The sequence below is a fragment of the Pseudomonas sp. QD4 genome, assembly GCF_049199125.1.
GTDB lineage: Bacteria > Pseudomonadota > Gammaproteobacteria > Pseudomonadales > Pseudomonadaceae > Aquipseudomonas.
The window spans coordinates 1,975,253-1,992,760 of the sequence record NZ_JBLZOM010000001.1 but is presented as its reverse complement, the minus strand read 5'-3'; the positions used below and the strand labels follow the sequence as shown (position 1 = coordinate 1,992,760).

At 60.0% G+C, this 17,508-nt stretch carries 23 protein-coding genes; 21 read left to right on the top strand and 2 right to left on the bottom strand.

What is annotated here, in order from left to right:
• Positions 1-47: 47 nt before the first annotated feature.
• Complete coding sequence (locus ACOZJV_RS08775) at positions 48-251, bottom strand: hypothetical protein (RefSeq protein WP_421547377.1); 204 nt, start codon at positions 249-251, stop codon at positions 48-50.
• 128 nt (positions 252-379) lie between these two features.
• Between ACOZJV_RS08775 and ACOZJV_RS08770 the strand changes: the two genes are divergently transcribed.
• Positions 380-718 (top strand): hypothetical protein, encoded by a 339-nt coding sequence (locus ACOZJV_RS08770; RefSeq protein ID WP_043230687.1) that lies wholly within the window; start codon positions 380-382, stop codon positions 716-718.
• Positions 715-1,059 carry a hypothetical protein gene (locus ACOZJV_RS08765; RefSeq protein WP_421547376.1) on the top strand — a complete coding sequence of 115 codons (345 nt, stop codon included), beginning with the start codon at positions 715-717 and terminating at the stop codon, positions 1,057-1,059. The genes ACOZJV_RS08770 and ACOZJV_RS08765 overlap by 4 nt, the downstream gene beginning before the upstream one ends.
• 46 nt (positions 1,060-1,105) lie before the next feature.
• Here the strand turns inward: ACOZJV_RS08765 and ACOZJV_RS08760 are convergent, their stop codons facing one another.
• A complete protein-coding gene (locus ACOZJV_RS08760; RefSeq protein ID WP_421547375.1) occupies positions 1,106-1,360 on the bottom strand; it encodes a hypothetical protein in 255 nt (84 codons plus the stop codon).
• Positions 1,361-1,458: 98 nt separating this feature from the next.
• Here ACOZJV_RS08760 and ACOZJV_RS08755 point away from each other — a divergent pair, with 98 nt between their 5' ends.
• The 19 genes from ACOZJV_RS08755 to ACOZJV_RS08665 all read left to right on the top strand — a co-directional run bounded on the left by ACOZJV_RS08755 (position 1,459) and on the right by ACOZJV_RS08665 (position 17,495).
• Positions 1,459-2,106 carry a terminase small subunit gene (locus tag ACOZJV_RS08755; RefSeq protein ID WP_421547374.1) on the top strand — a complete coding sequence of 216 codons (648 nt, stop codon included), beginning with the start codon at positions 1,459-1,461 and terminating at the stop codon, positions 2,104-2,106.
• Positions 2,081-3,361 carry a terminase large subunit domain-containing protein gene (locus ACOZJV_RS08750; protein ID WP_421547373.1) on the top strand — a complete coding sequence of 427 codons (1,281 nt, stop codon included), beginning with the start codon at positions 2,081-2,083 and terminating at the stop codon, positions 3,359-3,361. The genes ACOZJV_RS08755 and ACOZJV_RS08750 overlap by 26 nt, the downstream gene beginning before the upstream one ends.
• Entirely contained in the window at positions 3,358-5,196 is a 1,839-nt protein-coding gene (locus ACOZJV_RS08745) for an anti-CBASS protein Acb1 family protein (protein ID WP_421547372.1), read from the top strand. Before ACOZJV_RS08750 ends, ACOZJV_RS08745 begins: the two co-directional genes overlap by 4 nt.
• Positions 5,193-6,323, top strand: coding sequence for a DUF2213 domain-containing protein (locus ACOZJV_RS08740; RefSeq protein ID WP_421547371.1), 1,131 nt, complete (start codon positions 5,193-5,195; stop codon positions 6,321-6,323). The genes ACOZJV_RS08745 and ACOZJV_RS08740 overlap by 4 nt, the downstream gene beginning before the upstream one ends.
• A gap of 10 nt (positions 6,324-6,333) precedes the next feature.
• Positions 6,334-6,813 (top strand): structural cement protein Gp24, encoded by a 480-nt coding sequence (locus tag ACOZJV_RS08735; protein ID WP_169956919.1) that lies wholly within the window; start codon positions 6,334-6,336, stop codon positions 6,811-6,813.
• Between the two features lies 1 nt (position 6,814).
• Positions 6,815-7,777, top strand: coding sequence for a DUF2184 domain-containing protein (locus ACOZJV_RS08730; protein WP_421547370.1), 963 nt, complete (start codon positions 6,815-6,817; stop codon positions 7,775-7,777).
• A 12-nt stretch (positions 7,778-7,789) separates the two neighbouring features.
• On the top strand, positions 7,790-8,176 hold the full coding sequence (locus tag ACOZJV_RS08725) for a hypothetical protein (RefSeq protein WP_421547369.1): 387 nt from the start codon (positions 7,790-7,792) through the stop codon (positions 8,174-8,176).
• 50 nt (positions 8,177-8,226) lie between these two features.
• The gene (locus ACOZJV_RS08720; protein WP_421547368.1) at positions 8,227-8,748 is read left to right on the top strand and encodes a DnaT-like ssDNA-binding protein; all 522 of its coding nucleotides are present in this window, start codon (positions 8,227-8,229) and stop codon (positions 8,746-8,748) included.
• Complete coding sequence (locus tag ACOZJV_RS08715; RefSeq protein ID WP_421547367.1) at positions 8,745-9,800, top strand: hypothetical protein; 1,056 nt, start codon at positions 8,745-8,747, stop codon at positions 9,798-9,800. The genes ACOZJV_RS08720 and ACOZJV_RS08715 overlap by 4 nt, the downstream gene beginning before the upstream one ends.
• On the top strand, positions 9,800-10,186 hold the full coding sequence (locus tag ACOZJV_RS08710) for a hypothetical protein (RefSeq protein WP_421547366.1): 387 nt from the start codon (positions 9,800-9,802) through the stop codon (positions 10,184-10,186). The genes ACOZJV_RS08715 and ACOZJV_RS08710 overlap by 1 nt, the downstream gene beginning before the upstream one ends.
• A gap of 11 nt (positions 10,187-10,197) precedes the next feature.
• Positions 10,198-10,623: an HK97 gp10 family phage protein gene (locus ACOZJV_RS08705; protein WP_421547593.1), complete on the top strand. Its 426-nt coding sequence runs from the start codon at positions 10,198-10,200 to the stop codon at positions 10,621-10,623.
• Complete coding sequence (locus ACOZJV_RS08700) at positions 10,620-11,036, top strand: phage tail terminator-like protein (protein WP_421547365.1); 417 nt, start codon at positions 10,620-10,622, stop codon at positions 11,034-11,036. Before ACOZJV_RS08705 ends, ACOZJV_RS08700 begins: the two co-directional genes overlap by 4 nt.
• A gap of 71 nt (positions 11,037-11,107) precedes the next feature.
• Positions 11,108-11,761, top strand: a complete 654-nt coding sequence (locus ACOZJV_RS08695; protein ID WP_421547364.1) for a phage tail protein — start codon at positions 11,108-11,110, stop codon at positions 11,759-11,761.
• 3 nt (positions 11,762-11,764) lie between these two features.
• On the top strand, positions 11,765-12,148 hold the full coding sequence (locus ACOZJV_RS08690; protein WP_421547363.1) for a phage tail assembly chaperone: 384 nt from the start codon (positions 11,765-11,767) through the stop codon (positions 12,146-12,148).
• A gap of 62 nt (positions 12,149-12,210) precedes the next feature.
• Positions 12,211-12,459 carry a DUF1799 domain-containing protein gene (locus ACOZJV_RS08685; protein WP_421547362.1) on the top strand — a complete coding sequence of 83 codons (249 nt, stop codon included), beginning with the start codon at positions 12,211-12,213 and terminating at the stop codon, positions 12,457-12,459.
• A gap of 10 nt (positions 12,460-12,469) precedes the next feature.
• Positions 12,470-15,556, top strand: coding sequence for a phage tail tape measure protein (locus ACOZJV_RS08680; protein WP_421547361.1), 3,087 nt, complete (start codon positions 12,470-12,472; stop codon positions 15,554-15,556).
• Between the two features lie 45 nt (positions 15,557-15,601).
• Complete coding sequence (locus ACOZJV_RS08675; RefSeq protein ID WP_421547360.1) at positions 15,602-15,940, top strand: phage tail protein; 339 nt, start codon at positions 15,602-15,604, stop codon at positions 15,938-15,940.
• On the top strand, positions 15,937-17,106 hold the full coding sequence (locus ACOZJV_RS08670) for a hypothetical protein (RefSeq protein ID WP_421547359.1): 1,170 nt from the start codon (positions 15,937-15,939) through the stop codon (positions 17,104-17,106). Before ACOZJV_RS08675 ends, ACOZJV_RS08670 begins: the two co-directional genes overlap by 4 nt.
• On the top strand, positions 17,103-17,495 hold the full coding sequence (locus ACOZJV_RS08665) for a hypothetical protein (protein WP_421547358.1): 393 nt from the start codon (positions 17,103-17,105) through the stop codon (positions 17,493-17,495). The genes ACOZJV_RS08670 and ACOZJV_RS08665 overlap by 4 nt, the downstream gene beginning before the upstream one ends.
• Positions 17,496-17,508 lie beyond the last annotated feature (13 nt).

Genomic DNA, 17,508 nt, shown 5'->3' with positions numbered 1-17,508 from the left:
GTGTAGGACTGACTACATAGAACCCGGCCACCGCGCCGGGTTTTTTGTTAGCGTTCTATGGCGGACCTGTTTTGCTCCGCCATCTCTTTCAATTGATTGTTCAAATCATTCTCACAGCTATCCGCCAGCTTGCTCATGGCAGCCATCATCATCATGAGGGCGTTGCGCAGTTGGACCGGATCGGTATCTGATTGATCAAGGTAGTTTTGCGCAATGCGCATCAAGCTATCGAATTCGCTACGTTGAAACATGAGCATCTCCTTTTTTGTGATCTTTGAATATACAAGGCCCGGCTCTCTGCTGGGCCTTTTTCATTTTGGGCAATGCCCAGGCCGACGCAGGCCTTTTTTCTTCAATCATGCCCCCCGGAGTCGAGCGCATGGAGTATCTACAGCGCCTGCTCGACAAGATCGACAGGTTCGAATTGCTGATTGCAGGCCTTGTCGGGGCCGTGATCGCCAGCTGGTGGCACAAGGACGATCTGAGTGATTGGCGAGCCTGGGTGATCTTTCTGATCACAGGAATGGCGTGCTCGATCTACCTCACGAGCATGGTCAGCACCTACCTTGGCGTCACCGAGCCGAAGATCGTTGCGGGTGTCGGCTTTCTCCTGGGGGCGTTCGGCGGCTCGCTTCTGGCTGCCATCAACCGAGCTATCAAATCCGCTGACCTCTGGGCTCTTATTCGCCAGCGGTTCGGGGGAGGCAACCCACCATGAATCTTGAACTGATCAACTCCATCGCCTGCGGCCTGATCGCCTTGTGGGCGACCTGGTGCGTTCTGAGCGGGAAGGTGAGAGACGGCATCCTCGGCAAGCTGATCTACTCGGCGATCGCCATCAGCGGGTTTGTTGTGATGGCGCGCAGTCAGAACATCTTCTTCGGTCCGAGCTCGGCCGGCCTGACGCTGCATGTGTCCCTGGCCCTGGCCGGCGCCCGACACATCTTCATGGTCACCTACTGGAAGGCAGTAAAGGCATGGCTCTGCCGCACGCTGAACTGTGAGCACTGTCTGCGCTGTGACAAGTCGCCCAGCGGGATCGACCGACGAATCAAATAATTCGCGACACGTTTTGCCTATCAGCAAATTGTGTCGCGGCACGGGGCTACCCGTTGATCACATTTATCGTTGCGGTGATCTCATAGGTCGAAAACCCCTTTGTCAGGAAATCATCCCAAACTGTTTGAGGGTCAAAGCCCATGAGCTTTTCGGATGTGTCCAGCTCACGGAGTTGCTGGGTAACAGTCGGGCCAATCCAAGCTCGCGTTTCTGCGGAAAGATCTTCGAGTGTCTTGTCTTCTGGAATGGCAAGGGCTCTATGCTTCGACTCGTTGAAATAAGCCTTCACTTTGAACTTCATGTCTCTGCTCCGTGAGTGTTGGAGCGTCACCAATACCGGCAACCAGCCACCATTTCAAGCACTGCCCAAGCGAGGCACCAAAGTCTCAAGGAATCCCTATGGCGCTGACAGCAAAACAGCAGCGCTTCGTCGATGAGTACCTGATAGACCTGAATGCCACGCAAGCAGCCATCCGCGCGGGTTACAGCGCTAAGACCGCCGATCAGCAGGCAAGTCGCCTGTTAACAAATGTCAAGGTTCGTGAATATCTGGCACAACGGCAGACGGATAGAGCGCAAAGGACCGAGATAACCCAGGACATGGTCCTCAAGGAGCTCGCGAAGATCGGCTTCAGCGATATCCGCAAGGTAGTGCGCTGGGGCGAGACTCAGGTCCGCATGGTTGACGGTGAGGGCGATGAGCCAGAGGACATGGTTCCATATCATGGGCTGGCACTGATCGACTCGGACGAGGTTGACGATGCCACGGCGGCAGCCATTGCTGAAGTGTCGCAAGGTCGAGATGGACTGAAGGTAAAGCTCCACGACAAGAAGGGCGCGCTGGTCGATATCGGCCGCCATCTCGGTATGTTCTCCCCGCCAGGCCATGCTGACCTCGACACAGAGCTCAAGCGAATTGAGGTAGAGAACAAGCGCCTGCTCAACGAGAAGCTGCGCCGCGAACTGGAAGACCCGAATAAGGGCCTGCCCGAGCCCAAGCAAGTAATCATCGGGGTAGAAGATGCAAGCGACCCTGAAGCTGAATAAGCCCCAGTTCGAGTTCATCAGTCACCCCAAGAAGTTTTCAGCGTTCGTCGGCGGCTACCGTAGCGGCAAGACATTCGTGGGCTGCGTGCGGCTATGCATCAACGCTCTGGAGAACCCAGGCATTCCCCAGGGCTACTTCGCGCCGACCTATCCGCAGATCGCAGACATCTTCTACGACACCATGCCGGTGGTCGCTGAGGCTTTCGGCCTGTTCGCCGACATCGTGCCGAGCAAGAAGCGTGTGTATCTGCGTGACAACCGGGGCCGGTGCCTATCGACCATCGTGTGCAAGAGCATGGAGCACCCGCACCGCATTGTGGGTTTCAACATCGCCCATGCCCTGGTCGATGAGATCGACTGCATGCCGATCAAGAAGGCCGATAGCGCCTGGAAGAAGATCATCGCGCGGATGTCCACGGTGTGGCCTGGTCGCGACATGAACACCATCGACGTCACCACGACGCCGGAGGGCTTCAACTGGGTCTATCGCAAGTTCGTCAAGGAGCTGGCATCCAATCCGAGCCAGCGGCCCCTGTACGGCATCGTGCACGCCTCCACGCGGCAGAACGCCAAGAACCTGCCGAAGGACTACATCAAGTCGCTGCGTGAGTCATACCCAGCCAACCTGGTGGACGCATACATCGACGGCCTGTTCGTCAACCTGACGTCTGGGAGCGTGTACCCGAGCTTCTGCCGCAAGCAGAACCACACGGATGCAACCATCCGCCCAGGCGAGCAGTTGCACATCGGCATGGACTTCAACATCAACCGGATGGCAGCGACGGTCCACGTCATCCGCGACGGTCTGCCCATGCTGCTGGAAGAGGCCACCAGCCTGTTCGACACCCCGGCCATGATCGTCGAGCTGAAGCGCCGCTTCCCGGGGCACAGCATCACGGTCTATCCCGACGCCAGCGGCAAGAACCGCAAGAGCGTCAACGGCAGCGAGTCTGATCACAGCCTGCTCCGCGCTGCTGGCTTCATGGTGATGGTGAACCCGTCGAACCCAATGGTTCGGGACCGGGTGCTGGCCGTGAACGCCATGTTCCTGAACATCGGACAGAAGCGCCGCTACCTGGTGAACACCGACAACTGTCCGGTGACCACCCAGGTTCTGGAGCAGCAGGCCTACGACGAGCATGGCCAACCCAACAAGGACGGCACTGAAGACCCGGTCGACGCACTCGGCTACTTCATTGTCCAGCGCTTCCCGATTGCGGGCAGCTACACACTCGCAAACGTGAGCCAACAATGAGCGCATTCAGCTACCTGAAAGACAGCCTGCAGAACCTGGTCGCAGGACTGGGTACTGCGCGCGACAAGGCATCCCATTCGCACTATGTCGTCCCGGAGATGGATGATCAGCAGCTGCTGAACGCCTTCCGTGGCTCCTGGACTGCGCAGAAGGGCGTCACCATCCCGGCCGTCGATGCGTGCCGTAACTGGCGCAGCTGGCAGGCCGACAAAGGCCAGATTGAGCTGATAGAGGCCGAAGAGGACCGCCTGAACGTCAAGGGCAAGATTCTGGAGGCCCTATTGAAGGCCAGGCTGTTCGGCGGGGCCGCGGTGTTTATCGGCACCGGTGAGCGTGATACCGCGTCTGAGCTGAGCCCGGATCGGGTGAAGCAGGGCGGGATCAAGTATTTGACTGTGATGACGCGCCGGCAGCTGAGCGCGACAGAGATCGAGCAAGATCCTCAAAGCCCGCGCTTCGGCAAGCCCAAGGCGTACCGCCTGCCGGGCAGCTTGGTCGAGATCCACCCTTCGCGCCTTGTGATCTTTGTTGGCACACCACACCCAGACCCTGAGCTGGCCATGGGCGCCGCCTTTGGCTGGGGTGACTCGGTCCTGCTGGCTGCCATGCCTGCTGTGCGTCACTACGACGAGACGGTGGCTAACGTGGTGAGCCTGGTCTACGAGGCCAAGATCGACGTCATCAACATCCCCAACCTCATGTCGAGCATTGCGGACAAGAACTACGAGCGGCAGCTGCTGGAGCGCCTGCGCCTGGCCGCTACCGCCAAGGGCATCAATGGCACCCTGATCCTCGACGGCGCCGAGACGCATAGCTCCAAGTCGGCCAGCTTCGGCACTCTGCCTGATGTGATCGCCAAGACGGAGCAGGGTGTGTCCGGCGCCTTCGATATCCCCGGCACCCGAATGTTTGGCCAGTCGTCGACCGGACTGGGCGCCAACGGCGAAGAGAACACCCGCAACTACTACGACAACGTCGCATCACGCCAGAAGCTGGAGATCAAGCCAGCCATGAGCGTGCTGGATGAGTGCCTGATCCGTTCCGCCCTGGGCGTTCGGCCCAAGGAGATCCATTACACCTGGTCGCCACTGTGGCAGGCCACGGCCAAGGAGCGGGCAGACATCGGCAAGACCACGGCTGACACCATCAAGGCGCTGAAAGACTCCGGCCTGTTCCCGGATGATGCCCTCTCGGCGGCATCGGTGAACCTGCTGGTCGAGCTGAGCGTTATGCCTGGGCTGGAGGCGGCCATCGACAAGTACGGCGCCGAGTTGGATGACGAAGGGGCTGACGGCGAGATTGATGTCGACCTACCGGTAAGCGCAGACGACCCGGCAACTGGCAAGAAAGACCTGTCGGACGCCGCTCCCCGCACGCTGTACGTGTCCCGCAAGGTCACCAACGGTGCCGATATCGTCGCCTGGGCCAAGGCCCAAGGATTCGAATCGACGCTTCCTGCGAGCGATCTGCACGTCACCATCGCCTACAGCCGTTCGCCGGTTGACTGGATGAAAGTTGGCGAGACCTGGTCTGGCGATGGCAAAGGCCAGTTGAAGATTGCCCCAGGCGGTGCCCGGCTCATCGATAAGTTCGGCGAGGGGGCGGTGGTGGTGCTGTTCAACAGCTCTGAACTGGCATGGCGGCATGTCTCCATCGTTGAGGCCGGTGCCTCGTGGGATTGGCCGGACTACCAGCCGCATATCACTTTCACCTATGACCCTGGCAGCGTTGACCTGAGCAAGGTTGAACCATACCGGGGACCCATTGAGCTTGGGCCGGAAATCTTCGAAGAAGTCGTAGAGAACTGGCAGGGCAAGATCAAGGAGCAGTCATGATCTTCACCGACTCCGTGCCAGTCACGGGCGTGCGACGCACCGAGGACGGCTACCTGGTGGCCGAAGCTCGGGTGGCGCGCACCGGTATCCAGGACTACCTGGGCACCGAGATTGACCCGGACAACGAACACGGCCTGCGCGATAAGCCAATCGTGCGTGTCTACCGGCCCGAAAGCGCGGTGTTCCACGCTGACGCGATGCACTCGTACGCCTACCGGCCAATGACCAACGGCCACCCGGGCGGCGATGGCGTCAATTCCAAGAACTGGAAAGACGTCGCGATCGGCCAAACCGGTGGCGAAGTGGTGCGCGACGGGCAGTTCGTCAAGGTGCCGCTGGTGCTGATGGATGCCAAAGCCATCGAGGACTACGAGTCAGGCAAGCGTGAGCTCTCCATGGGCTACGGCGCCGAAGTCGTGTTCCAGGATGGCGTAACCGGCGACGGCGAGCAGTACGACTGCTATCTGGGCCCCATGAAAATGAATCACCTCAGCCTTGAGCATCGCGCTCGGGGAGGCATCGATCTACGCATCGGTGACCACAAACCAGACACCCCCAAAGGAGGCCATGACATGGCTGATGCACTGCGAAAACTCCTTGTCGATGGCATCTCCATTGATGTCACCGAACAAGGCGCCCAGGCCATCGAGAAGCTGAACACTAAGCTTGCCGATGCTGCTACCGCCACCAAGAACCTGGCCGATGCGCACGCTGCAGCGATCGCGCTGAAGGACGGCGAACTGGCGAAGAAAGACGCCGAGCTCGACGCCCTCAAGGCCAAGCAGCTCAGCGATGCCGACATCGACAAGCGCGTGACTGCCCGTGCCGACCTGATCAGCAAGGCTAAGGCCATCGCCGACGCCGACTACACCGGAAAGACCGACGCTGACATCCGCAAGGCTGTCGTGGTCGCAAAACTGGGTGATGCGGCCGTTGCTGGCAAGGCTGACGCCTACATCGACGCTCGCTTCGAGATCCTGGTGGAAGACGCCGACAAGAGCCCGGCCAATGACCCGTTCCGCCAGCACATGATCCATCAGGACAGTGCAGCCGGCGGCGATGATTCGGAAAAGGCACGCCTGAAGATGATTTCGGACATGCAAACCGCCCACCTGCCGAAGGCATAAGGAGCACACCATGGCTACTTACCAAACCACGTACACCAACGCTCCAGCCAAGGGCGTGCCCGGCCTGGTCGCCAACGAAGAGAAGTGCAACAAGATCAGCCGCACCGTCTCGAACGCTGAAGGCATTGTCTTCGGCGCGCCTGGCTTCCGTGTGGCGGGTGCTGGCAACGATCACAAGATCGCCGCCACTGGCACGTTGTTCCTCGGCCTGGCCGTGCTCACCGCTGCTGTACCGCCAGTTGCTACTGGCTCGACGCTGGTCGACGGCTACCCGCAGGACTTCACCGGCGCGTTCATGACCGATGGCCAGATGTATGTCACCGCTGGCGCCGCTGTAGTGCCAGGCGATGACGTGTACTACGTCGCTGCCACCAACCGTTACGTGACGACTGCCGCCGCCGGTGCTGTGTTGATTCCAGGCGCCTTCTTCGACACCACCGGTGCGAACGGCGACATCGTCGAAATCTCCCTCAAACATCGGAGCGCTTAACATGCCTCAAGTTTTCGAAGACGCGCAGTCGGCGTTCCCGTTCGTTCTGGCTCAAGGCCGGAACATCGAAACGCGCATCTACACGCGCCGCTACCCGACGTTTAACTACGCCGCGAGCATTCCAGTGGTCACTGAAGGCGCTCCATGGGCCATCGGCACCACCTTCTTCACTGTCGATACCGCCGGTGAAGCCAAGTTCTTGTCTGGCTCCGGCACCGACATGCCTTTCAACTCCGCAACGCACGACCAGGCCTCGCACGACTTCGCCATGATCGGCTCCGGCTGGGAATGGAACCTGGAAGAAGTGAACCAAGCGCAGCTGTACGGCATCAACCTGAGCGGCACCAAGGCCGATTCGGCCGCCGACAAGGTTGAGCGCCTGCTGAACAGCATTGCCTTTACTGGCAGTGTTGAGAAGCGCTGGACTGGTCTGTTGAACGACGGCAACGTTTCGCGCGTTGACGCGGCTTCGTCCGGCACTGCTGGTTCGACCTACTGGTCTGCCAAAGACGTCGACCTGATCATGGCTGACGTGAACGGCTTGCTGGGCGGCATCCGCACCAACACTGGCGAAGTCGAGTGGGCAGATACCCTGCGCATGCCGCCTGATGCATTCCGCGCCGTGGCAACCAAGCGCATGGGTGCTGGCGATGGCTTCATGACGGTGCTGGAATACATGCGCCGCAACAACATCTACACCGCCGAAACCGGCCTGCCGCTGGACATCGCGCCGCTGCGCGAGGCTCGCAACGCTTCGGCTGATGGGGGTGGTCGTCTGGTTGCGTACCGCAAGGACCCGGAAGTGGTTCGCTTCCACCTGCCAATGCCTCGCCGCGTCCTGGCCCCGCGCCAGAAGTCCATCATGGGCTTCGAGACCGGCATCATCGCCCGTACTGGTGGTACCGAGATTCGTCTGCCGGGCGCCGTGGCGTACCTCGACGAAATCACCCCGCCAGCAGCCTGATAGGAGGTCGACATGAAAGTGACCAATAACTCGAAGGCGCTGCAGGGCGTGCACACCACGGATGGTGTCGTCTACATCCTGCCCGGCGAAACCAAGGAGGTCGATCTGACCCCCGAAGGCCACAAGGGCGCGTCACGCCTTGCTTACCTGAGCGTGGAAGGCAAAGCGCCAGCCAGCGACGGCGACGAGCGAACCGACCTGTTCGCCAAGTTGAAAACGCTGGGCATCGATGCCGCCGGCAACAGCAAGACCGAAACCCTCCAGAAGAAGCTGGACGAAGCCCTGGCGGCTGCCGAAAAGCAGAAGGTTATCGACGAGCTGACCGCGCTGAATGTCGAGTTCGACAAGGAAGCGAATCTGGAAGCCCTGCAGGCCGCACTGGCCGCCGCCAAGGCGTAACACCCCGCAAAACCGGAGCGCATGACGCTCCACCTATTCGAGATATCCCGATGCCAGACTTTTACGGAAACGTCGCAGAAGCCGACGCCTATCACGCTGCGCGCGCGAATACCGCCTGGGCTGGCGATGACGTGGCGAAGCAGGCTGCGCTGATCCGGGCATCGGTCTACATCGACGGTCGCTACCGGAAGCTGTTGGCCTCTGGTGTGTGGCAGTCATTGTTCCCGGGCGTGAAGACCGAGGGCAGAGGGCAAGCCAGGGAATGGCCGCGGACTGGTGCCTATGACTATGAGGGCAACCCGATCCCAGCTGACCAGGTGCCCGTCGAGGTTGAGCAGGCAACGTACGAGGCGGCTCTGCGTGAGATCGTCGAGCCGGGAAGCCTCAGCCCTGACTTCGTGTCTGCATCATTGGTCAAGCGCGAGAAGGTCGGGCCGCTGGAAACTGAATTCGCCGTGGCGGTAGGTGCGGACGCAGCCGGATCTGTCCGCCCAGTGATAAGCATCATCGACGAGATGATTGCCCCAGTGCTGGTGGCTCGCTACACGCTGCCTGCGGTGTTTACGGTATGACCCCGGCGCAGATTATCCAGGCCATCGAAGGAATGGAGCCTGCGATGCAGCGGGCCTATCTGGAGCAGGTCAAGACGGTGGTCGGCGCGGCAACGGTTGCAGAAGTCGAGCGCCTGATCGCCGATGAGGATGAGGATGGCCTGGTGGCGCTGCTCAGCCTGGGCGCTCTGTCCGCATTCCTCGAGTTGGCCAGGTCGGTATTCATCGCCGGCGCCAAGTTTGAAGTGAAGGCGATCGTCATTCCCCGCGATCTGGGGCGGTTCGAGTTCGATGTCCGCCAACCTGCGGCTGAGAGGTGGGTGGCGGCCAAAGCAGAAGAGATTCGGGCAAGTGCCGCTGTCGATGTGCGATCCGCCATCCGCGAAGTGATGGGCAGTCGTCGGCGCATTGTAGGCTGGCCTGCTTCTCAGCCTGATGTCGCCCAGGTTGAGGTGAGTGCCACTCCTATGGTGCGCACACCTCGCCAATCGGCGCTTGACCTGCTGGGGCGTGTAAGTGCGCAGACCGGCTCTCGGTCTGGCGGCGTCATCGGCCTGCCTGGCAATTATGCCCAGTACGTGCTGAACGCCCGTTCGCAGCTGCTGGGCGGAAATCCCGCCGAGATGCGCAAATACCTGCAGCGTACCCGCCGGGATCGCCGATTTGACGGGATCGTCAACCGCGCAATCAAAGCCGGAACTCCTGTCGCCCAGGCTGACGTGGACAAGATCGCCGGACGCTATGCCGATCGGCTGATGAAGAACTATGCCGAGATGCGGGCGAAGGCCGAGGCGCTGGAATCGTTTGGTGCCGGCCGAGACCAGGTCTACGAGCAACTGATTGCGCAGGGCCTGGACCGCGATTCGGTAGAGAAGGAGTGGCGCGACCGTCGGGACAACAAGGTTCGCCACGCACACATGATTCTGGGCGGCCAGGTCGTGCAGAAGGATCAGCCATTTCAGAGCCCTACCGGTGCACTTCTTCGCTACCCCGGCGATTCATCCCTGGGGGCGGGCTGGGAGGATCGCGCCAACTGCCGATGCACCGCCATTTACAGAATAAGGCGCCAGTGATGCCAGATATCTACGATCGCGCAAAGGCTCTAGCCACGCGCATGCTTGCGCCGCGCAATAAGGGCGGCAAAGGGCTGGAGTTGGTCCTGCGCCGGGAGATCGTCGGGGAGTACGACCCAGACGCGCCGCCGGTACCAAGTGAGCTGGTCGTGAATGGCTCCGGCTTCCGTGAGGAATACGACAACAAGTACATCGATGGCACGCTGATCGTTCGCGGCGACGTCAAGCTGCTGGTGTCGCCGGTGCAGCTCAGCGGTGCGGATATGCCGATCCCGCTGAGCAATGACCGCATCCAGTTCGACGGCACCAGCTACACCGTCATTGCCGTCGGCCCATGGAACTACGCCGGCCTGGCGGTTGGCTTCGAACTGCAGGTGCGCAAGTAATGGCCAATCACATGACCAGTCGCTACGGCGGCCAGCAAGGCAGCTTTGCCGAGAGCCTGGCGGCATTCGCCGAGCAGACGAAGGAAGCCATCGACGATGTGTTCCGCGAGGTGGTGATCGAGATCGGCACCTCGGTCATCCGCCTTTCACCGGTGGACACCGGGCGATTTAAGGGAAATTGGCAGTTCACCGTAGGGGCCCCCTCCAACCAGAGCCTCGATACAGTCGACAAGTCCGGTCACGAAACCATTGCCGAATTGGTCGCCCAGGCCAGCAACCTTGAGGCGGGGCAGGTTGCCTACATCGTCAACAACCTGGTGTACGGGGTGCCGCTTGAGTACGGGCATTCCGATCAGGCACCCGCCGGCATGGTGCAAATCACGCTCGCCCGATTCCAGCAGATCGTCCTCGAAGCCATCAGGAACAGCCAGGTATGAGCCACAACATCATCGCCGCGGCCTTTGAGTCGCGCATGTTGGCTTGGGCCAAGGCTCGAACCAAGCCGCTGAAGGTAGTGGTGGAGAACGAAACCTACACACCCTCTGCCGGAGAGACGTACCTCCGGGCCTTCACTCTGCCAGCGGTTACTGCCAGCAATACGCTGGGCGGTGACCACCGTCTTTATCAGGGCGTGTTCCAGGTCAACATCGTGGCACCGTCTGGGAAGTATCGGACCGAGGCGAGCGGCATTGTCGACGAACTGGCCGCACTGTTCCCGCTCAACCTGCGCATTCCGCGCGCTGGCCTGGTAGCCCTGGTTATGACACCGGTAGCGCCTGGGCCGGGCATCCCGGACGGCAGCACCTTCACGGTATCGGCTTCGTTCCAATACCGAGCCGATACCAACTGATTCGCCCGCTGGGCAACCCCAGAACCCGCCACTGAGCGGGTTTTGTCATTTCTGCAAAGAGGAAAATACACATGGGCTTTCGACTCCCCAACGGCGCCACCCTTGAAATCGCGGCCACCTATGGCACTGCCATTCCGGTGACAGCCGTTAGCAATGCCAACCCTGCTGTTGCAACAGCGGCTGCACACGGGCTCGAAGATGGCGCGGTAATCGCGGTGACTTCTGGCTGGACTCGATTGAATGATCGGGCTGCTCGTGTAAGTAACAGCCTGACTGGCACCTTCGCGCTTGAGGGCATCAACACGGTTAACACGCAACCATACCCGGCTGGCTCTGGTGCCGGCTCTGTTCGTGAGGTTGCAACATGGGCGGAAATCGCTCAGATCACTGACGTATCGACGAGCGGCGGGGAGCAGCAATTCCTGACCTTTGGCTTTTTGGCCGACGATGATGATCGGCAACTGCCAACCACCAAGAATCCGATCAGCATGACCATCACCGTGGCCGATGATCCAGAGTTGCCCTATGTGCCGATCACTGAGGCCGCCGATGAGGACAAGTCAACTCGAGTTCTTCGGCTGAATCTGCCGAATGGTGATGCGATTCTGTACAACGCCTACGTCTCGATTACTTCCACTCCGGCTCTGTCGCGGAACAACCTGATGACTCGCGTCATCACTCTGTCTCTGGCTGGCCGTCCAACCCGTTACTCGGCGGTGGTGTAACCCATGGCCAAGATCAAGATTTCCCATAACCCCATCTTCAAGGCGAAGGTAGCAATTCCACGTGTAGGGGCCGACCCGGTTACCGTGGACTTCGAGTTCAAGTACCTGGATCGAATGTCGCTGTCGGGCCTTTTCGACCGCTGGAACGCCGCCCGGGATGAGCATGCCGCCAAGGTTCAGGACGACAGTCTTTCCTGGCAAGACGCCACAGCTTCAGAAATCGCGCTGCAGGTCAGCCAGCTCAAGGACATCGTCAGCGGTTGGGGCTTTGAAGAGAAGCTGTCGGACGAGTCGCTGACTGCTCTGGTGACCACTTGCGTGGGCGCGCCGAAGGCAGTCCTCGACGCCTATCAGGCCGCCTACCAGCCTGCTCGCCTGGGAAACTGACAGGCCTTGCTCGTGTCCTTTACGAGCCGGGCCCCTCAGACGCTGATTTGGCTGCCTTCGGCATGTCCCGATCCGACATTCCTGATGTGGAGTACGAGGTTTGGCCAGGGAACTGGCCAGCCTTCCTGATCTTCGAGGCTTTGTCCACCCAGTGGCGCGTGGGTATGGGCGGGGCGATAGGCCTCGATTACAACGCCATCCCCCCAGTCGCCAGCATGATCGGCCTCAAGCGTCGAGAAGTGCGGGAGGTATTCCCTGACATTCGGGCTATGGAAGCCGAAGCCATGCTCGTTATGAGCGAATCGAAATAGCGGAGCACGCATGACCTCCATCTCAGAGCTCGGTATTAAGGTCGACTCGACCGATGCGGTGCAGGCGAGCTCCGATCTCGACAAGTTGACCGAGGCAGGTGGCCGTGCCGAGAAATCAACCAGCGCACTTGGAGAGACCTCCGAGCAAGCGCAGGCGCGAATTCTGGAACTGGCCAAAGCCGCTGTTGCGGCAAAGGAAGCCCAGCAGAATCTTTCGAATGTTGCGACAGGGCTGTCTGAGGCGCAGCAGGGGCTCATCACCTCAACTGCTGGATCTGCTCAGGCACAAGCCCAGGCCTCAGCCGCGCAAAGGGAGACCGTCGTCTCCACCGACCGCTTGGCGGCTTCCAGTGCAAGAGCGACAGCAGCAACAACAGCCCAGCAAAGCGAGCTTCAACAACTGCTGGAGCAGATAGACCCGACCACTCGCGCACTCAATCGGCTGGATGAGCAAGAGCGCCAACTTGCGCAGCAGAAGAAACTCGGTCTCGATCCCGAAACTTTCAGCGCGTACCAATCCAAGATCGATACAACGCGTTCAAATCTGTCCAGGTTTGATGATTCGCTGAGCCGGACCGGGAACACTGCCAAGCAAACCGCTGCTGCACTGCGGGGCGTGCCAGCGCAATTCACGGACATATTCGTATCGCTTCAAGGCGGACAAGCGCCCCTGACGGTGCTGTTGCAACAAGGCGGTCAGCTGAAGGATATGTTTGGCGGCATTGGCCCCGCAGCGCGGGCTATGGGTGGCTACATCCTGGGCCTGGTGAACCCCTACACACTTGCAGCTGCTGCTGTAGGAGTGCTGGCACTGGCCTACTATCAGGGCTCAAAGGAGCAAGACGCCTTTCGGCTATCGCTTGTGACTACAGGGAATGCCGCGGGCACCACCACAACAGCGCTGGCCGCTATGGCCCAGCGCGTCAGCTCAACGGTAGGTACTACTGGCGAAGCCGCCGCAGCCCTCGCACAGCTGGCAGGAACAGGGAAGATCGCGAGTTCGAGCTTTGAGGAAATCGCCGCCGCAGCAGTTTCCTATGAAAAGGCCACTGGAAGAGCGGTCTCTGAGACCATCGCCGAATTCGTAAAGCTCGCAGATGACCCTGTAAAAGCGGTCGCGGAACTGAACAACAAATACAACTTCCTCACTGCCTCGGTGTACGAGCAGGTGCGCGCTGCTCAGGAAATGGGGGAGAAGGAAGCGGCCGCCAGCATTGCTCAAGAAGCATTGGCGCAAGCTTTAAGCGAGCGCGCCGCGACCATGAAAGCAAACCTTGGCACCCTCGAACGGGCCTGGAATGACTTGGCCGGCGCGGCTAAAAGCGGTTGGGATGCGATTCTCGGGATTGGGCGCGAGTCAAGTTCAGGGCCAGACGTAAAAGCCATTCAGCAGAAAATCAACTCTCTGAGATCGATGCTGGACACGGCCTACGAGGATGATGACGCAAGGGATCGGATTAAATCCCTCCAGGCAGAGCTCGACGCCTTCCAGAAAAAGTCGAAGGCGGAGCAAGACGCCGCAGATGCCACGGCGAATGCTGCTCGTGTCCAGCGTGACGGACAGGCCGCTTACGAAGGGTTCCAAAAGAGCCTTGAGCAGAACTTCACCAAGCGCCAAAAGATGAACAAGGCGCTGGAGGATGAAGAAAAACGCATAAGCGCCGCACGAGCAGCCGGCTACACGATTACAGCCAAGCAGGAGCAAGACGCCCTAAAGGCTATTCGTGAAAACACGGTGTACAAGGAGGCGGCAGGGAAAAAGCCTGCCGCCTACCGAGAAGATGCGGGCATGAAGGCTCTAGATCAGGCTCGCCAGCAGTTTGCAGTTCTGGAGCAGCAGAATGCTCTGATCGGCGCCCAAAAAGGCGAAGTGGACAAGCTTGGAGCGGCTGGGCAGGCTTTGGTCAAGTGGGAGCAGGAGCTGGCAGACATCAAAACCAAGAAGGTTTTGACGGCGGATCAGAAGGCGTTGATCGCAAGCCAGGACCTTATAACCGCCCAACTCAAAAAGAACGCTGGCCTGGAAAAGGAGATAGCGCTTAAGAAGCTTTCCGAAGAGGAGGGCCGAAAGTTGTCAGCGTTCCAGACAAACCTATCCAGTCAGTTGGCCAAAGCCCAGGCGGGGCTCGATAGCAACCTGGCTGGTGCGAGCTTGGGGGATCAGCAACGTCAGCGCATGCAGGAACGCTTCAGCATCGAGCAGCAATACCAGCAACAGATGGACAACCTTCTCCAGCAGCGAAACGAAGGCAGAATCAGCCCAGGGCTTTACCAGAAAGAGAACGATGCGCTGCAGCGGTCTCTGGACGATCGCCTGGAGATGCAGGAGCGGTATTACTCGGACGTGGATCAGGCGCAAGGCAACTGGGCAAATGGGGCTCGTTCAGCATTCTCCACTTATTTGGAGTCTGCGAAGGACGTCGCCGGCCAGACCAAAAGCCTGTTCACCAACGCCTTCAGCTCGATGGAAGACGCGATCGTCAACTTCGCGTTGACCGGGAAGCTGTCGTTCGCTGACTTCGCCAAATCGATCATTGCCGACATGGCGCGGATTGCGGCCCGACAGGCGGCTTCCTCGGCGCTTAGCTCTCTGTTTGGTATGGCGGCGTCCGCTGCTGGGTCGTATTTCGGCGGCGCTGCCTCTGCGGGCTCTACCCAGGCCGGTTACACCTCTGGAACGGACTTCTCCAGCTACCAGGCCAATGGCGGCATGTGGTCGGGCGGTGTGCAGATGTTCGCGGATGGTGGGGCGTTCACCAACTCCATCGTCAGCAAGCCCACCGCGTTCGGTATGGCGGGCGGGCAGGCTGGGGTGATGGGTGAGGCAGGGCCCGAGGCAATCATGCCTTTGACCCGAACCGCAGGCGGCGCGCTGGGCGTGCGAGCGCTGGGGGGCGGGCAAAGCTCAAGCAACAACCAGGTGGTGATCCAGCAAAGCTTTGCAGTGCCTGAAGGACAAGGTGGCGCGAGTGACACGGATAGCCAGGCCGTGGCCCAGGCTTACGCCAAGTCGGCCAAGCAGGGCGCCCAGGAGCAGATCGCGAGGGACCTCCGGCCAGGAGGCCAGATCTACATGGCCATCAGGGGGCGTGGTTGATTGGCGTTGCCCGCTTCGGCGGGCTTTTTTATGTCTGGAGAAAACATGGCAACTGAAACTTTCACCTGGACACCGAACGGCGACCCAGCGGCGACCATCAACTTTCGCACGAAGTCTGCCAAGTTCGGTGATGGTTACGAGCAGCGTGCCCAGGACGGAATCAACAACCGTTCGCAGTCCTGGCCACTGACGTTCACAGGCCAGAAGGCGCGCATCAAGGAAATCATGGCGTTCCTCGATCGGCAGGCTGGCGCGACTCCGTTTTACTGGACCGATCCACTTGGCGACCAGCAGTTATACCGCTGCGCCGAGTATCAGCCCAAGGCCATGGGCGGCGATACCTACACCCTGACTGCCACCTTCGAACAGGCATTCCACCCATGAGCATTGTTCCAATTGACGTTGGCCAAGAGCCGAACGACGAAACGGGCGACACGCTTCGCGATGGCGGGATAAGGATCAATGCCAACTTCGCTGAGCTGGATACTCGAACAGCGGCGGCACAGGCGAAAGCTGAGCAAGGTGTTGCGGATGCTGCTGCGGCCAAGGCTAAAGCGGATGCTGCAGTTCCTGGCGCAGCGGTGGGTGTCTCGGTGGCTCAGTTGATTAACGGGGCGGTGCCGGCGTCTCAGCTTCCGAGCTTTGTCGATGACGTGCTGGAGTTTCCAGTTCGGGCCGATTTCCCGGCGATTGGCGAGACAGGGAAGATCTACATCGCGATCAACGACGGGGACAGTCCCACAAATCCGACACGTCAGTACCGCTGGAGCGGTGCGGCGTATGTACTGATCCCGTCCTCACCTGGCTCAACTGACCAGGTCCCGGAGGGATCGACAAACCAGTACTTCACCGTAGCCCGGGTGCGCTCGACGACCCTTTCGGGCCTGGGGGCGCTGGTGAATGCTGCGATCTTGGCAAGCGATACAGTTCTGCAGGCCTTTGCGAAGCTGCAGGGGCAGCTCAACGCCAAGCTGGGCAAGAGTGAAGCAGCGACGGACTCTGACAAGCTTGGTGGCCAGCCGCCGACGTTTTACACCTCGACCATGGTCGGAGCTACCGCATCCACCGCAGGCGTTAAAGGTCTGGTGCCGGCTTCGGTAGCTGGTGACCAGGCCAAATTCCTGCGCGCTGATGGGGCGTGGGGCGCTCTCACAGGTCAGGCAGATTTACAGGCGGCCTTGGCGGCCAAGGCTGACACCGCGAACCTGGTGTTTTCCAAGAAGTGGACGAGTTCACCAATCACGCCTACGTTCGGTGCGACAACCCTTCTTACGCATAACTTCGGGCTAGAAGTTAAGGCTTCAAAGGTCACTCTAACGCTGAGTACTGCTTTTGGTGGATACGCGGCAGGCGAGAAGATTATCTTGCCCGCATCGGCGGATTACTACGGAACAGCGAACACTGGATTCGGGTGTCAAATTGTCAAGTCAACCGCTTCGCAGGCCATGTTCATAGTGGCAAACGCAGGGATAGCGCTATTGACCACTGTCGGAGGTCCACTAAGTATTTCCGCCAGTACTGGCACCTTAACAGTGGAGTTGTACGCATGATTGAACGGACTGACGAAAACCAATTGCCATCCGATGGCATTGGTAATCCGCAACGCTACTACGTTTCGGAGGAGGGCGTTTATTTAGGGTCAACGGACGACGCCCCCCTTAGCGAGTTTGAAGTTCCTGTCGGTCCAGAGCGTGCCGACCAACCTTGGCAGTTTCCTGGGTGGGGCAATAGCCCATCGGCGCTCAGGGGTATCGAAAACGAATGGCGCGAAGCTGAGATGACCCGCGCCCGCGAAAACGTGACCGCTATCGAATTCGGCGATGATTCAATCCCAGGCACCGCAGCGCAGTGGAAGACCTACTGGCTGGCACTGCGAGCGTGGACCGAAGGCGCCGAGGGTTACCCGGATTCAACCTACCGGCCAGTCGAGCCAACCTGATACACCGTACCCG

Coding starts and splice junctions, on each gene's coding strand:
- ACOZJV_RS08775 (WP_421547377.1), bottom strand. CDS start 251: ATGTTTCAACGTAGCGAATTCGATAGCTTGATGCGCATTGCGCAAAAC.
- ACOZJV_RS08770 (WP_043230687.1), top strand. CDS start 380: ATGGAGTATCTACAGCGCCTGCTCGACAAGATCGACAGGTTCGAATTG.
- ACOZJV_RS08765 (WP_421547376.1), top strand. CDS start 715: ATGAATCTTGAACTGATCAACTCCATCGCCTGCGGCCTGATCGCCTTG.
- ACOZJV_RS08760 (WP_421547375.1), bottom strand. CDS start 1,360: ATGAAGTTCAAAGTGAAGGCTTATTTCAACGAGTCGAAGCATAGAGCC.
- ACOZJV_RS08755 (WP_421547374.1), top strand. CDS start 1,459: ATGGCGCTGACAGCAAAACAGCAGCGCTTCGTCGATGAGTACCTGATA.
- ACOZJV_RS08750 (WP_421547373.1), top strand. CDS start 2,081: ATGCAAGCGACCCTGAAGCTGAATAAGCCCCAGTTCGAGTTCATCAGT.
- ACOZJV_RS08745 (WP_421547372.1), top strand. CDS start 3,358: ATGAGCGCATTCAGCTACCTGAAAGACAGCCTGCAGAACCTGGTCGCA.
- ACOZJV_RS08740 (WP_421547371.1), top strand. CDS start 5,193: ATGATCTTCACCGACTCCGTGCCAGTCACGGGCGTGCGACGCACCGAG.
- ACOZJV_RS08735 (WP_169956919.1), top strand. CDS start 6,334: ATGGCTACTTACCAAACCACGTACACCAACGCTCCAGCCAAGGGCGTG.
- ACOZJV_RS08730 (WP_421547370.1), top strand. CDS start 6,815: ATGCCTCAAGTTTTCGAAGACGCGCAGTCGGCGTTCCCGTTCGTTCTG.
- ACOZJV_RS08725 (WP_421547369.1), top strand. CDS start 7,790: ATGAAAGTGACCAATAACTCGAAGGCGCTGCAGGGCGTGCACACCACG.
- ACOZJV_RS08720 (WP_421547368.1), top strand. CDS start 8,227: ATGCCAGACTTTTACGGAAACGTCGCAGAAGCCGACGCCTATCACGCT.
- ACOZJV_RS08715 (WP_421547367.1), top strand. CDS start 8,745: ATGACCCCGGCGCAGATTATCCAGGCCATCGAAGGAATGGAGCCTGCG.
- ACOZJV_RS08710 (WP_421547366.1), top strand. CDS start 9,800: ATGCCAGATATCTACGATCGCGCAAAGGCTCTAGCCACGCGCATGCTT.
- ACOZJV_RS08705 (WP_421547593.1), top strand. CDS start 10,198: ATGACCAGTCGCTACGGCGGCCAGCAAGGCAGCTTTGCCGAGAGCCTG.
- ACOZJV_RS08700 (WP_421547365.1), top strand. CDS start 10,620: ATGAGCCACAACATCATCGCCGCGGCCTTTGAGTCGCGCATGTTGGCT.
- ACOZJV_RS08695 (WP_421547364.1), top strand. CDS start 11,108: ATGGGCTTTCGACTCCCCAACGGCGCCACCCTTGAAATCGCGGCCACC.
- ACOZJV_RS08690 (WP_421547363.1), top strand. CDS start 11,765: ATGGCCAAGATCAAGATTTCCCATAACCCCATCTTCAAGGCGAAGGTA.
- ACOZJV_RS08685 (WP_421547362.1), top strand. CDS start 12,211: ATGTCCCGATCCGACATTCCTGATGTGGAGTACGAGGTTTGGCCAGGG.
- ACOZJV_RS08680 (WP_421547361.1), top strand. CDS start 12,470: ATGACCTCCATCTCAGAGCTCGGTATTAAGGTCGACTCGACCGATGCG.
- ACOZJV_RS08675 (WP_421547360.1), top strand. CDS start 15,602: ATGGCAACTGAAACTTTCACCTGGACACCGAACGGCGACCCAGCGGCG.
- ACOZJV_RS08670 (WP_421547359.1), top strand. CDS start 15,937: ATGAGCATTGTTCCAATTGACGTTGGCCAAGAGCCGAACGACGAAACG.
- ACOZJV_RS08665 (WP_421547358.1), top strand. CDS start 17,103: ATGATTGAACGGACTGACGAAAACCAATTGCCATCCGATGGCATTGGT.